The organism is Lampropedia puyangensis, assembly GCF_004833285.1.
Classification (GTDB): Bacteria; Pseudomonadota; Gammaproteobacteria; order Burkholderiales; family Burkholderiaceae_C; genus Lampropedia; species Lampropedia puyangensis.
Genome location: NZ_STFG01000031.1, coordinates 15,262 through 27,692, shown reverse-complemented (window position 1 = coordinate 27,692; position 12,431 = coordinate 15,262). Strand labels below are relative to the sequence as shown.

Below are 12,431 nucleotides of genomic sequence, written 5' to 3'. Positions count from 1 at the left end.
TCGGCTTTGACTGACCTTTTGCAGAGTTTCCTTAACTGCAGACCTCATTGTGTAAAATCGACGTACCTTGCGTGTCATCTGTCTCTGATAGAAAAGATGCGCATGTTTGACAAAATAGACTGCAGCCGCAGTACGGAATAGAGCACGCCTCCAAAGTAATTCGCGGCCAGCGTGCTTCATTCCCAGCGATGAAATGAACGCTGTTTCTGAGCGCTATATCAATATCAATGGGCAAATCGGCATTGCAAAACATGCACAGCGGATCATTGAATTGATAAAAAATGGCAGGCAAGCAAAAGCTACCGGACAATCGGGCCACTATGCGCTGCATACGTCTCATGGTTCTGTATCAATAAACTGGCACACTAGAGTGAATCGATGAAATTTTCTTTTCCAGGCAGAGCGCCGGAACATGAACAAAGGGTTGAGCAAACCAATCAACCGCAACCACCATTCACGATTAGTTGATCAAGATCATTCCAGTTTTGACTGCTATTTTCAGGGTTCAAAAATACAGTGACAGAATCCCTTACTGCGTAGGCAGTAGCACCAACAGTAGACTCACAAGTTCAAACACTTCCATGATTCGACCTTTTTCAACTGCAGACATGGATGCCGTTCTTGATGTGTGGCTATGTGCTTCTATCAAAGCACATAGCTTCATAGCCTCAGACTTCTGGCATTCACATCTGGAAAGCATGCGAACCACTTACCTTCCGGGGTCTGAAGCATGGGTTCACGAAAAAAATGGGCAAGTGTCGGCCTTCATAGCACTACAGGGAAATAGACTAGCTGCCATTTTTGTTTCTCCAGTTCTTCAAGGCTCAGGCATCGGTAAATCCTTAATTAGCCAAGCAAAATCTCTGCGTGACCATCTCAACTTGACGGTTTACACAGCCAATTCCGCAAGCGTTAGGTTCTACAAGTCCCAAGGATTCATGATCGTCAGCGAAGACATGGATGCCGCGACAAATGAACCGGAACTCACCATGTCCTGGGTGAATAGCCATTCCACTTCTAACGCTCTGCCAAGTATTGGCGCATGAGACTCTAGCCTTTGTGCTGATAACGAGCCACTCATCATTTTGTTTCGATTATTCCCACACCAGTGCCTGCTTCCGACTCGAACAAATCCTGACTGCATTTCCATCTGCGGTCATTCTGAACTCTTTTCTCTCACTATCCTGACCACCGCATAAGCAACTCCCACCGGGTGTTCTCATTCATCGACTTCGCATGAGCCACATGTGCGGAGGCAAGCAGGCATGCCAGCGCATAAAATGGCGCCATGCTGAAAATCAAACAAGAATTGGTGGCGGGCCTTGCCGCCGTACTCGACGGTATTTCGCCCGGTGCTGGCGAAAAGGCCGCTTTTGAACTGCCTCGCCAAGCCGAGCATGGCGACTTTGCCATTACGGCGGCCATGCAGCTGGCCAAGCCACTCAAACAAAACCCACGCGCTTTAGGCGAGCAGATCAAAGCCGCGCTTGAAGCCCTGCCGGTCTACCAGCAATGGGTGCAAGCAGTAGAGATTGCAGGACCGGGTTTTTTGAACCTGCGCCTCAAAGCGACGGCCAAGCAAGAGCTGGTGCGCGAGGTGCTGGGAGCGGGTGAACAATTTGGCCTGCAGCCAGCACGCGATGAACGTGTGGTGGTGGAGTTTGTTTCTGCCAACCCGACAGGGCCATTGCACGTGGGCCACGGTCGCCAAGCGGCGCTGGGCGATGCAATTTGCAGCTTGCTGGGCTCGCAAGGCTTGCAGGTGCACCGCGAGTTTTATTACAACGATGCGGGCGTGCAGATCGACACGCTGACCAAGAGCACGCAATTGCGCGCCAAGGGAGTCAAACCGGGTGATGCGGGTTGGCCAGAAGTGGCTTACAACGGCGACTATATTCAAGACATTGCGGACGATTTTCTGGCGAAAAAATCCGTCAAGGCGGATGACCGCGAGTTCACAGCTAACGGCGATGTCGAGGATTACGACAACATTCGCCAATTTGCCGTGGCCTACCTGCGCAATGAGCAGGACAAAGATCTGCAAGCCTTCAACCTGAAGTTTGACCAGTATTACCTTGAATCGAGCCTGTACGAAAGCGGCCGCGTTGACAAAACCGTGCAACGCCTGATCGACCAAGGCCATACCTACGAGCAAGACGGTGCGCTGTGGCTCAAGACCACGGATTACGGCGACGACAAAGACCGCGTGATGCGCAAAACCGATGGCGGGTATACCTACTTTGTGCCGGATGTGGCCTACCACATCGCCAAATGGGAGCGTGGTTACCAAAAGGCCATCAATATCCAAGGCACGGACCACCACGGCACGATTGCCCGCGTGCGGGCAGGCTTGCAAGCGGCTGACGTGGGCATTCCGCAAGGCTACCCAGACTACGTGCTGCACACGATGGTACGTGTGGTGCGTGGCGGTGAAGAGGTCAAAATCAGCAAACGTGCAGGCAGCTACGTGACGCTGCGCGATTTGATTGAATGGACCAGCAAAGATGCGGTGCGTTTCTTCCTGCTTTCGCGCAAGCCCGATACCGAATACACCTTCGATGTGGACTTGGCGGTGTCGCAAAACAACGACAACCCGGTGTATTACGTGCAATACGCCCATGCACGCATCAACAAGATTTTGCGTGACTGGGACGGTGATCTGGCCAGCCTGAGCGCGGTGGATTTGACCGCACTGGAAACCCCTGCAGCGCAAGCGCTGCTGGTGACTTTGGCCAAATACCCTGACATGCTGACTGCCGCCGCACGCGACTTTGCGCCGCACGATGTGAGCTTTTACCTGCGCGATTTGGCCGCCAGCTACCACAGTTACTACGATGCCGAACGCATCCTGGTAGATGACGAAGCGGTTAAACTGGCCCGTCTGGCGCTGATTGCTGCCACAGCGCAAGTGCTGCGCAACGGTTTGGCAATGTTGGGGGTATCGGCCCCTGAGCGCATGTAACCACTAGAGCAAGTTACCCTCGCTATGGCAAAGAAAACCAGCCGGAACAAAACCGGCCCTCAACAACGCGGCGGCACCCTGGCCGGCATTTTGATTGGCCTGACCTTGGGCGGCCTCATCGCCATTGGCGTGGCGTTGTACGTCTCCAAGATGCCGATTCCGTTCCTCAACACCAGCGCCAACACGCGCCCGTCTGCGCTGGATTCAACGGAGGACGAACGCAACCGCTCTTGGAACCCCAATGCGGCCCTGTCTGGCAACCGTTCGTCAGGCGCGACCACAACACAAACCCAGCGGCCACTGCCTCCAGCATCGCCGTCGCAAGACCCATCGCCACCAGTGCTGCCTGAGCCACCTTCCGAAGTGGTCGCAGTAGCTCCATCCACCACGCCTGGCAACGCAGACCCGCTCGGTGAATTGGCTGCGCGTGTGGGCAACCGCCCGGCGCCTGCAGAGACGGCCAGCACACCACCAGCAGCGGCCGACCCCTACCAGTACTTTGTACAAGCAGGCGCCTACCGCACCCAAGCGGATGCCGATTCCCAGCGCGCACGCTTGGCCATGAATGGCTGGGACGCCCGTATCACCAGCCGCGAGGCACAAGGCCAGACCGTCTACCGCGTGCGTGTGGGCCCATTCTCCAAAAGCGAAGACGCGGCCAACATCAAGCGCCAGTTTGACCACCAGGGCTTTGATTCAGCCGTAGTGCGCCAAGCGCGATAAGCCCGCATATTCCCCTTCTCAGACCGTTGTGGCGCTTAGCCCAACGGTCTTTTTTCATATGCGTTGCCTGCCGTCTTCGTCTGCCGCTTGGGCGCACAGGCGATCAACGCCCATCGTGGCCAACAAATGTTCTGTTGTTTTCACGCTGCACCCTCTTGTCATGTGTCGCGCCACGTTGCACCATCGCGCCTTCATTCCATCGGTACAGAGGATGACGCAGGCAGCCATTACGGCGCTGCCTGACAAGCCCCTGGCCACACTCCATCCCCTTCCACACGGGAGATGCCTTATGACCTTCTTTTTGATTCACACCACTCAACCCTGACGTGTCTCCATCCGCCCCGGCTGGTCGTGCGCGTCCATTGAATGAGTCGCCACCGTCGCCAGCAGGGCAAAGCCTTGAGCCGTGACCGTGTCGCGTTGCCGGGGCTTTTAGCTTATGGAGTGCACATGAGTGCCAAAACCTTCTCGCGCGATTTCGCGCAAGGTCAAATCAAAAAATTGCGTCGCATCCGCCAGCCTTTGGCGCTGCAAGTTCCATTGCCAACTCCACGTAATCCGGTCGCGCGCGCCTTAGCGCAACGTGCGGTTTCATCGGGTTCTGGCAAGCACATTCGCAGCCAAGGCGCACAACGCCGTAGCGACAAAGTCGCTCTGGGCAAGTGGTTGCATCGCCCTACCGATATGGAATAAACCATGAACCATGCCGTTATTTGTCCACCACTGGTCACGGCGGATCGCGAGGCCCCCATACCAATGGAAATCGCATCCTCTACGATCACCACGCAGCCCTCAGCGTCCACTTTAAATGCGTCATGCGCAGTGAATCTGGCGTCTGCATTAGCGCCCTCTTCTCAACCAGTGGCCACAACGATGGCCAAATCAACCGGCCCAACCGCCTCTCCTTCTGCTTTGTCAACTGACTTCACACCACCGCCTTTGAATACCACGCTTCCACTACCTTGCTCCGATACGTCAAACACTACTGCCCACCCTTTGCGCCAGCGCATGGTCGAACGCCAGCAGGTGCTCGATACAGCCAGCGCCACGCTGAAAACGGAACTGTTTGGCCTAGAAACCGTCATTGACCGTGTCATTGATTCGATACGTGCTTGGTATTTGCTGCCCGAGCTCATCGAACGTCCGGTCATCATTTGCTTGTGGGGCCTCACCGGGACAGGCAAAACCCAACTGGCACGCCGTTTGGTGCAGCAGCTCAAGCTGGACGAGTGTTTTGTTGAGGTACAGATGGATGGCTTCAGTCACGGTAGCCAAGGCAGTGCATCGCGCAACACCATTGCCAGCATGCTTGATGATTCGGGCATGGTTGAAGGCCAACCAGGCGTACTGTTGCTTGACGAATTTCAGCGTTTTCGCACCATCGACCGCAAGGGCGAGGATGTGGCAGTTAAACGCTACCAGGACGTGTGGACGTTGCTGTCCGATGGCCGCTTGTCGCCCGCGTTGGGCACGCTGGAACGCTTGGAAATGGAGCTGGCGCACCACCAGTACAAACACAACCACCGCATCGTCGAGGCCAATAACGATTGGCTCGATATGGATGAAGAGGAACGTACCAAAGAGCAAGCCAAACGCAACCAACGCCAGCAATCGCCTTTCAAAATCTCACCTTGGGATGCACAGGATATTCGGCAGTTGCTCAAGCTCAGCGAGTCTGTAACCGACATCATGCGCTGGGAACCTCAATATGCTTGCCAACGTTTGGCCGAATTTCGCGCCTCACCCCAAGCCTGGGGCTCTGACCGCAGCAAGCTACTGATTCTGGTCACCGGCAACTTGGATGAGATGTACCAAGGCGTAGCCAGGCGCGTGCAGGACTGCGATACCGATGCCGATGTGTTCCATCGCTTCACCGAAAAACTCTCCAGCATCGACGTCAAACAGGCGCTGGCCAAACGTTTCCGGCCTGAGCAAGTGGCACGCCTGGGAAACCAGCATGTGGTGTTCCCATCTCTCAAACGCGCGGCCTACGAATGCTTGATTGCCCATGCATGCGAGCAACGCTTGATGGGCTTACACCAGCATCTTGGGCTCAAAGCCCAACTCAGCCAGGCGCTATTAGCGGCCATCTACGACAATGCGGTGTTTCCTGTGCAAGGCACGCGGCCGGTGTTTTCTACCGTGCATGCGGTGTTGGGGCCTGCACTGTCGCAAGCGGCTGTGTGGGTGCTCGCGCAAGCAGAGCAACTGGCACAACCTCTGCAGGATTTACGTTTGCTGCTAGACATGAGCGCAGATGGCAAACATGTAGCACTGCATTTATGGCCTGCGGCCCCACAAGCCAATGCCATATCCAATGCAGCACCTGACACAGGGTTAGCACGGCAAGAGGCGAGGCCAGAGACAAAGGCAGGTGCAAAAGGCCCAACGTCTACAGCCGTTGCGTTGGCCTACCATCAGTTGCCACTGCACCTAGAGCTTGATCAATTGCGTAAGCGCACACAAGCCGACTTTCGCACTTTGCTGGCGGTACACGAAGCCGGGCATGGACTGGTGTATGCCTTGCTGAACCAGTGCGCCCCCACTGAAGTACGCATCAACGTCGCATCGTTTGAAGGTGGCTACGCCAGTTACACACCACGTGCGGCCGAATCACGCCGCATGGCCCGTGATGAAATCTGCACCACGCTAGCGGGACGTGCGGCCGAGGTATGGGTGTTTGGCCAAGATGCCGTGAGCACTGGGGCTGAAGAAGATTTGACCCAGGCCACCAAACAGGCTGCGCGCTACCACCGCCACTGGGGCATGGGCGATCGCCTGAGCCATGTGGATATCACCCACGACACCAACGAGCACCTTAACACCGACATTGCCCCCAGCAATGCGGCTATGGAGGCCAGCCTGCAAGCCGAAATGCAACGCGCGCACCGTTTGTTGCAAGACGCCCGCGAACCGTTCGAACGTTTGGTACAAGCCCTGATAGCCGATGGTCATGTACAGGCCAAAGACTTTGCCCAAGTCACTGGCCTCAACCTACCCGCGCCCAGTGATGCGCTAGAGCCGTGGGAGCAGGCTTGGCGCCAGTTTCTGGCTGCGTAATAGGGTAAGAAATAGGTAGAAAATGCAGTGAGGGAGCATCTGGCAATACCTAATGCTCCCCACTCAGTCATGGCAAAGCGCAATGCTGTGGCACAGAACCTGTTCTCCTCATAGGCATGGGCAGAGTAGGCATTCAGCCATGAACCGACAAGTCCTATAAGCCCCTCCACAGCGCTTGCGCAGCCGAGTAAAGCAATTGAGCGCAGGCCAAGCCCATCACCAATTTGAAGCCCGTACGAAAGTAGCGCTCGGGCAAGTTATCCAGTAATCGGGCACCTACGACTGTGCCCAGAAAACCGCTGGCGACCATCAGTACCAACAGCAAGGCCCAAGGACCAAAGGCAAAGCCCAAGCCGCCAAAAACCAGAATTTTCAAACCGTGTTGCACCACCATGCATGCGGCATGGGTGGCCACTAAAGTGTGCTTGGCCAACTGGCCAGAGGCCAGCAAAGCCGCAACGATAGGGCCCGTCGCCCCCACCAACATGCCTGCCATACTGGTGAAAAAACCGCCACCAATCAACAAGGATTTGCTGAACACTTCGAAGCGACTTTTGCGGCCAAACACCGACCATGCAATAAACAAAGCCAATGTGATTTTGAGAAACGAGTCGGGAATCGAGACCGCAACGGCGCCGCCGGCCAGCACGCCCAGCACCGCGCCAATGGCAAACCAAGCCACCAAGGCCTTGTCGATGTGCTTGCGTTGAATGATGGAGCGGCTGGTATTGGAGCCCAGCTGCACAATGCCATGCAAAGGCACGACCGTGGCCATCGGCAAGGCCATGCTCATCACCACCAGCATCAACAAACCACCCCCTAATCCAAACGCGCCTGTCAATGCCGAAGTGAAAAAACTGGCAACCACCAGCAACACAAAAAAGCCTGCACTCATATCGGCAGGCATCCACTGCATCCATTGATCCATCATGGTGTTTTGAACATGCGTAAACGAAGATCGGCCCCGACGGGTTGGCAGTCGCCCCAAATGTAGGTGGCGGCATCCGTCAGCGCAGTCAATGGCGCAGCACGCTCTGCCATGCCTTTACCTTGGCCCAGCATGCTGGGTGCCAAATAAAGCAACCACTCATCCACCAAACCCGCTTGCAATAAACCACCATTCAAGCGTGCACCTGCTTCCACGTGGATTTCATTGACAGGCATACCCGCTAAGGTATGCACCACAGCCGGTAGATCGACTGCATGCGTTTGACCACTGCGAGTAGCGGCGGGTAATAACACCACATGTGCACCCTGTGCTTGCAAGGCACTTTGCCGCTGGCGTTGCTGCTGCGCCCATGCGAAATCATCGCTGTCTCGCGCAGCCAGCCCAAAAATCCACACGGTGCGTTGTGCTATTTGCCATAGTTTGGCATCCAATGGCGTGCGCAAATGGCTATCCACAATCGCCAAATGGGGTTGACGCGCCTGCGACTGGGCAGTGGGAGTGGTGCCGCCGTGCAAAGCCACGCGTACATTGAGCAAGGGATCATCGGCCAAAACCGTGCCAATGCCCGTCATCACAACATCTGCACGGGCGCGCCAGCGCTGTCCATCTTCACGCGCGGCAGGGCCGGTTATCCATTGACTTTGGCCGTTGAGCAAAGCTGTACCACCATCGGCTGAAGCGGCTACTTTGGCACGTACCCAAGGCATGCCTGTTTCCATGCGCTTTAGAAAGCCCAGATTGAGTTGCCGGGCTGGCGCTGCGCCATCACCAACATCCACTGCGATACCCGCTGCGCGCAAACGCGCAAAGCCCTGACCGGCGACCTGTGGATTCGGGTCTTGCAGGGAAGCCACTACTCGGCCAATTCCTGCCGCGATCAACGCATCGCAACACGGCGGTGTGCGCCCGTAATGGGCACAGGGCTCCAGCGTGACATAGGCGGTAGCCCCGGCTACGTCGTGCCCCTTGGCAGCAGCATCGCGCAAGGCCATCACCTCGGCGTGTGGTCCGCCTACTGGCTGGGTATGGCCTTCGCCCAAGACCCTGTGGCCAGCCGCGCACACGATGACGCAACCAACAGCCGGATTAGGGTTGGTGATGCCCACGGCCTGCGCCGCCAGATCCAGGCTGCGTTGCATCCATGGTGACGGGGTTGGATAGGAGCTGTGAACGGGGAAAGTCTCTGATGCCAGCATGCGCACTCACCCGCGCACATCAGCAATGGAAGGGTCTTTATTGAATTGTGCAATCGCATAGGGGCAGGTAGCCAACACTTTGGTGTTGCTCTCACGCGCCCAAGCCACCAAAGCATCCAGCAGGCTGCGCGCCACGCCTTGTCCACTCAAACTGTCATCAACCACCGTGTGGTCGATGATGATGAGCTTGTCGTTAACACGGCTGTAGGTCATCTCAGCCACGGTTTTTCCTGCTTGTTCAATGAAAAAACCACGACGCTGCTCGTTTTCAATATGGGCAATGGGGAAGGACATAGGCAAACCTCTTGAATTCACAACAAACCATATGGCATGCCATCGTTTCGCACATAGCACGCCTGCGTACACGCTATTTTCAACCGTAAGTCGCAAGCATAGAGGAAAGACTCTGCCCCTGCTCTCAAACCCTACGGCAACGTACACGACGCAGGCCCATAAGAGCCAGCAAGGACGATAGCCCTATCAGAGCCCATTCACCGAGCGTAGGCACCGGCTTCGCAGCGGTATATTGAGGTGCCACAGCAAGCAAAGGCTGGCCAGCACAGCTTGTTGAGCGAAAACGTGTTGGCGTAGTGCTCCAGCCTGTCAAGTTCGTACCTGTACTCACCTGGCCTGACGCGTCATCAAATCCGGTGGAATACAGATAAAAAACCCCTGAATAACCAAGTAAACCATTTGTGCCGGGAACATTCGGAATGAACCAATAGGGTGTCAGGGATGTATCCAAATCGGGCACAGAAGGCACGGGAGGGCTGACCAACGTGTAGGCATTGGCTGGCAAAGGCGTCGCTTGCTGTGACAAGGTAGTGAAAACCTCTGTCAATGCCCCATTCGAACCGGTTTTGATGGAGCCTGAGTGGTGCGTGGCGGGCTCTACTCGCATGTTTTGCTCAAAAACGGTGGAGCCTTGGCGCCGCATTTTCCAAATAACGCATTGCAGATCACCTGCCTGCCACTCTTGTTCTTCTGTTGACGCATTGCCATTGTCAAATACCAAAGTAATTTGGTATTCGCCACCAGTGGCTCCTGGCATGGTGTCACCAGTCCCACTCTCAGCAACGGCCTGTCCGGTGTAGTAAATCGCATAGGGCACAGCATGTGCAGCAGTCATGGCGCATACGCTGAGTGCTGCCATGGTTGTGGTGCGCAAAGCGGCTTTGCAGCGCGAGTAAGCCATGAAAGAAGAGATGAAATGCATTGTTTGCAACCTTGTTAACTTAATGTTAAAAAGGCGAAGATATATTTGATGCACATCAAACAAAATGATGCAAATGCACTATTGCCAAAGCACATCCATCCGCTATGCCCATTGAATTTGATGACATCAGCAGGGTATTGCTGCAGCTCTACAGAGCCTCCACCAACAGCGCCCATGAGGAGTTTCAGAATATTGCACTGCACACCATCAAGCAGATCCTGCCGTTTGACAGCTGCATGTGGGGTTCTGCGACGTATATCCCGCAGCAGGGCCTGGATGTACACACCATCCATTTGCACAACCAATCCATCGAGATGTTGCAGGAATACGATGCAGTCAAGCATTTGGATACGGCAGCAACCATTGCCGCCAGCCAGGCTGTTGTCTGTGAGAGCTTTCACTGCCCCACCCTTTTCAAGGCCCCGCAAGCACATGACTATCTGGCGTTTCAGCAACGCCATGCCATTTCGAATGTGCTCATTTCTGCTGAAAACCGCCATGACGGGTTCTCACAATGGATCTCCTTGTTCAGGGCACATGCAGACGATCATGGAGAGCCACACGAAGTCCAGTTACTGCGGCAGCTGACGCCTCACCTCATGCAGGCCTTGCAGCAAAACCGTTTACTGCACCTGCAACACATGCATCCGCAGCTGCAACAGCGCAGCACCATGCAGCATGAAGCGCTCATCGCAGATCCCAGCGGGGTGATTTACCACGCGTCACCAGGTTGCCAGGCGCTGTTCGACACGCAATGGTCTATGCCACGAACCTTGACGCGACTGCCTGCACCTATGCTCGATTGGATGCTGCACCACAAGCGCCCCTACATTGGCCAGCATCTGGCTGCGCTGCATACCGTTGAAAAAGACTTGCTGTTTGTGCGCTTGCGACCAAGCACCCCGGTTGACCACCTTGCCCCTCGCCAGCGCGCCGTCGCTGAACTGGCAGCAAGCGGCATGAACTACAAGACCATTGCCAAAACCTTGTGCATTGCCCCAGCAACAGCCCGCAACCACCTGCAGCAGGTATACGAAAAACTGAGCATACAAAACGTCGTAGCGTTAACACGAGCGTTGCATGCTGCAAGTTGGTAGCAGGATTGACCGCCGCAGCGCAAGCCTGAACAGATAAGCTTTTTAGCCTTTCCACTTGGCATGTAGGCCTTAGCCGACATGAATAGCCTCACTCTTCCTACCCTGTGTCAGCGCGCAGGCGAGTAATCTATAGGTGTGGTTAGTCGATATGGCTGGCACTTATTGAACTTCGTTGTAACTATCAAGGAGAAACACCATGAATAAAGACCAAATCGAAGGCAATTGGAAACAGTTCAAAGGAAAAATCAAAGAGCAATGGGGCAAACTCACTGACGATGACCTGGATGTGATTGCTGGCAAAAAAGACCAGCTCATCGGCAAAATTCAAGAGCGTCAAGGTATTGCCAAGGAAGAAGCCCAAAAGCAATTTGACGCATGGAAGAAAGCCCATCCTGATTCGCACTGGGATTAAACAATTAATCCATACAGCTCTTCTGCAAAGGAGAGGCTATAAAACGAGAAGCCGCTGCACAGCGGCTTTTTTTAATTGCATCAGAGCAATCTCACTTGCTGCAACGCTATCTCTGCACACCTTTAAGATGTCAGAACATGCTGTTGCGAGGAGATGAACAACATCGACCGAGCGGCTAAGATGGCGCTGTATCACAGCGCGTGATGCCACTCATGGATGCGCCGTATCCGCAGTTCGGCAGCCAGCGTCTCAACTTCACTTCCCGCAAAACGCGGCTGAACATGGCAACTCTGCATTTGCAACTCGAGAAAGTCGCCTCGCCTTTGGGCGCCATGCTCTTGGTCACGGACGAGCAGCAACGTCTACGGGCCGTTGACTGGCACGATTATGAAGACCGCATGCATCTCTTGATGCGTCGGCAATACAAAGGCACCACACTGTCGCTGCACGAGCGGGCCACGCCTTCCCCAGCCAGTTGCGCATTGCAGGCCTATTTCGATGGCGATATTGCCGCGATTGCTACGCTCGAAGTGGCCATGGGTGGCACGGATTTTCAGCGGCAGGTCTGGTCGGCCTTACGGGGTATTGCGGCCGGAAAACCGATCAGTTACCGAGACTTGGCAGCACGGATTGGGCGCCCGACAGCCGTCAGGGCTGTCGGTTTGGCCAATGGCGCCAACCCCATCGGTATTGTGGTGCCTTGCCACCGGGTTATTGGCAGCAACGCCTCGCTGACTGGATACGGCGGCGGGCTGCACCGAAAGCAGTGGCTGCTGGCACACGAAAGCCGCTGACATCAACGCGAATCGCCCAGAC

Annotated in this window: 12 protein-coding genes; 8 read left to right on the top strand and 4 right to left on the bottom strand. The window is 55.4% G+C overall.

Features of this window, described 5'->3' with window-relative positions; genetic code table 11:
- Positions 1-581 precede the first annotated feature (581 nt).
- The 5 genes from E9531_RS16425 to E9531_RS17680 all read left to right on the top strand — a co-directional run bounded on the left by E9531_RS16425 (position 582) and on the right by E9531_RS17680 (position 6,745).
- Positions 582-1,046: an N-acetyltransferase gene (locus tag E9531_RS16425; protein WP_136574855.1), complete on the top strand. Its 465-nt coding sequence runs from the start codon at positions 582-584 to the stop codon at positions 1,044-1,046.
- A 242-nt stretch (positions 1,047-1,288) separates the two neighbouring features.
- Positions 1,289-2,962, top strand: coding sequence for an arginine--tRNA ligase (gene argS / locus E9531_RS16420; protein ID WP_136574854.1), 1,674 nt, complete (start codon positions 1,289-1,291; stop codon positions 2,960-2,962).
- 24 nt (positions 2,963-2,986) lie between these two features.
- Positions 2,987-3,685 carry an SPOR domain-containing protein gene (locus E9531_RS16415; protein ID WP_136574853.1) on the top strand — a complete coding sequence of 233 codons (699 nt, stop codon included), beginning with the start codon at positions 2,987-2,989 and terminating at the stop codon, positions 3,683-3,685.
- 450 nt (positions 3,686-4,135) lie between these two features.
- Positions 4,136-4,378, top strand: a complete 243-nt coding sequence (locus E9531_RS16410; RefSeq protein ID WP_136574852.1) for a hypothetical protein — start codon at positions 4,136-4,138, stop codon at positions 4,376-4,378.
- A gap of 3 nt (positions 4,379-4,381) precedes the next feature.
- On the top strand, positions 4,382-6,745 hold the full coding sequence (locus E9531_RS17680) for an AAA family ATPase (protein WP_211343472.1): 2,364 nt from the start codon (positions 4,382-4,384) through the stop codon (positions 6,743-6,745).
- A gap of 154 nt (positions 6,746-6,899) precedes the next feature.
- On the opposite strand, the gene E9531_RS16395 is transcribed toward E9531_RS17680, so the two are convergent.
- The 4 genes from E9531_RS16395 to E9531_RS16380 form a co-directional block, all read right to left on the bottom strand.
- Positions 6,900-7,676, bottom strand: a complete 777-nt coding sequence (locus E9531_RS16395) for a sulfite exporter TauE/SafE family protein (protein WP_244610160.1) — start codon at positions 7,674-7,676, stop codon at positions 6,900-6,902.
- Complete coding sequence (gene ribD / locus E9531_RS16390) at positions 7,673-8,890, bottom strand: bifunctional diaminohydroxyphosphoribosylaminopyrimidine deaminase/5-amino-6-(5-phosphoribosylamino)uracil reductase RibD (protein WP_244610159.1); 1,218 nt, start codon at positions 8,888-8,890, stop codon at positions 7,673-7,675. The genes E9531_RS16395 and ribD overlap by 4 nt, the downstream gene beginning before the upstream one ends.
- A gap of 6 nt (positions 8,891-8,896) precedes the next feature.
- A complete protein-coding gene (locus E9531_RS16385; protein ID WP_136574850.1) occupies positions 8,897-9,184 on the bottom strand; it encodes a GNAT family N-acetyltransferase in 288 nt (95 codons plus the stop codon).
- 124 nt (positions 9,185-9,308) lie between these two features.
- On the bottom strand, positions 9,309-10,106 hold the full coding sequence (locus E9531_RS16380; RefSeq protein ID WP_136574849.1) for an IPTL-CTERM sorting domain-containing protein: 798 nt from the start codon (positions 10,104-10,106) through the stop codon (positions 9,309-9,311).
- Positions 10,107-10,210: 104 nt separating this feature from the next.
- On the opposite strand from E9531_RS16380, the gene E9531_RS16375 reads away from it, so the two are divergent.
- From E9531_RS16375 to ogt, 3 genes are all read left to right on the top strand, one after another.
- Positions 10,211-11,203, top strand: a complete 993-nt coding sequence (locus tag E9531_RS16375) for a helix-turn-helix transcriptional regulator (RefSeq protein WP_136574848.1) — start codon at positions 10,211-10,213, stop codon at positions 11,201-11,203.
- A 196-nt stretch (positions 11,204-11,399) separates the two neighbouring features.
- Positions 11,400-11,615, top strand: coding sequence for a CsbD family protein (locus E9531_RS16370; RefSeq protein ID WP_136574847.1), 216 nt, complete (start codon positions 11,400-11,402; stop codon positions 11,613-11,615).
- Between the two features lie 281 nt (positions 11,616-11,896).
- Complete coding sequence (gene ogt / locus E9531_RS16365; protein WP_136574846.1) at positions 11,897-12,409, top strand: methylated-DNA--[protein]-cysteine S-methyltransferase; 513 nt, start codon at positions 11,897-11,899, stop codon at positions 12,407-12,409.
- The last annotated feature ends 22 nt before the right edge of the window (positions 12,410-12,431 follow it).

Bases quoted from the DNA above. Each gene is read 5' to 3' on its own strand.
- E9531_RS16425 (WP_136574855.1), top strand. From the start codon at position 582: ATGATTCGACCTTTTTCAACTGCAGACATGGATGCCGTTCTTGATGTG.
- argS (WP_136574854.1), top strand. From the start codon at position 1,289: ATGCTGAAAATCAAACAAGAATTGGTGGCGGGCCTTGCCGCCGTACTC.
- E9531_RS16415 (WP_136574853.1), top strand. From the start codon at position 2,987: ATGGCAAAGAAAACCAGCCGGAACAAAACCGGCCCTCAACAACGCGGC.
- E9531_RS16410 (WP_136574852.1), top strand. From the start codon at position 4,136: ATGAGTGCCAAAACCTTCTCGCGCGATTTCGCGCAAGGTCAAATCAAA.
- E9531_RS17680 (WP_211343472.1), top strand. From the start codon at position 4,382: ATGAACCATGCCGTTATTTGTCCACCACTGGTCACGGCGGATCGCGAG.
- E9531_RS16395 (WP_244610160.1), bottom strand. From the start codon at position 7,676: ATGATGGATCAATGGATGCAGTGGATGCCTGCCGATATGAGTGCAGGC.
- ribD (WP_244610159.1), bottom strand. From the start codon at position 8,890: ATGCTGGCATCAGAGACTTTCCCCGTTCACAGCTCCTATCCAACCCCG.
- E9531_RS16385 (WP_136574850.1), bottom strand. From the start codon at position 9,184: ATGTCCTTCCCCATTGCCCATATTGAAAACGAGCAGCGTCGTGGTTTT.
- E9531_RS16380 (WP_136574849.1), bottom strand. From the start codon at position 10,106: ATGCATTTCATCTCTTCTTTCATGGCTTACTCGCGCTGCAAAGCCGCT.
- E9531_RS16375 (WP_136574848.1), top strand. From the start codon at position 10,211: ATGCCCATTGAATTTGATGACATCAGCAGGGTATTGCTGCAGCTCTAC.
- E9531_RS16370 (WP_136574847.1), top strand. From the start codon at position 11,400: ATGAATAAAGACCAAATCGAAGGCAATTGGAAACAGTTCAAAGGAAAA.
- ogt (WP_136574846.1), top strand. From the start codon at position 11,897: ATGGCAACTCTGCATTTGCAACTCGAGAAAGTCGCCTCGCCTTTGGGC.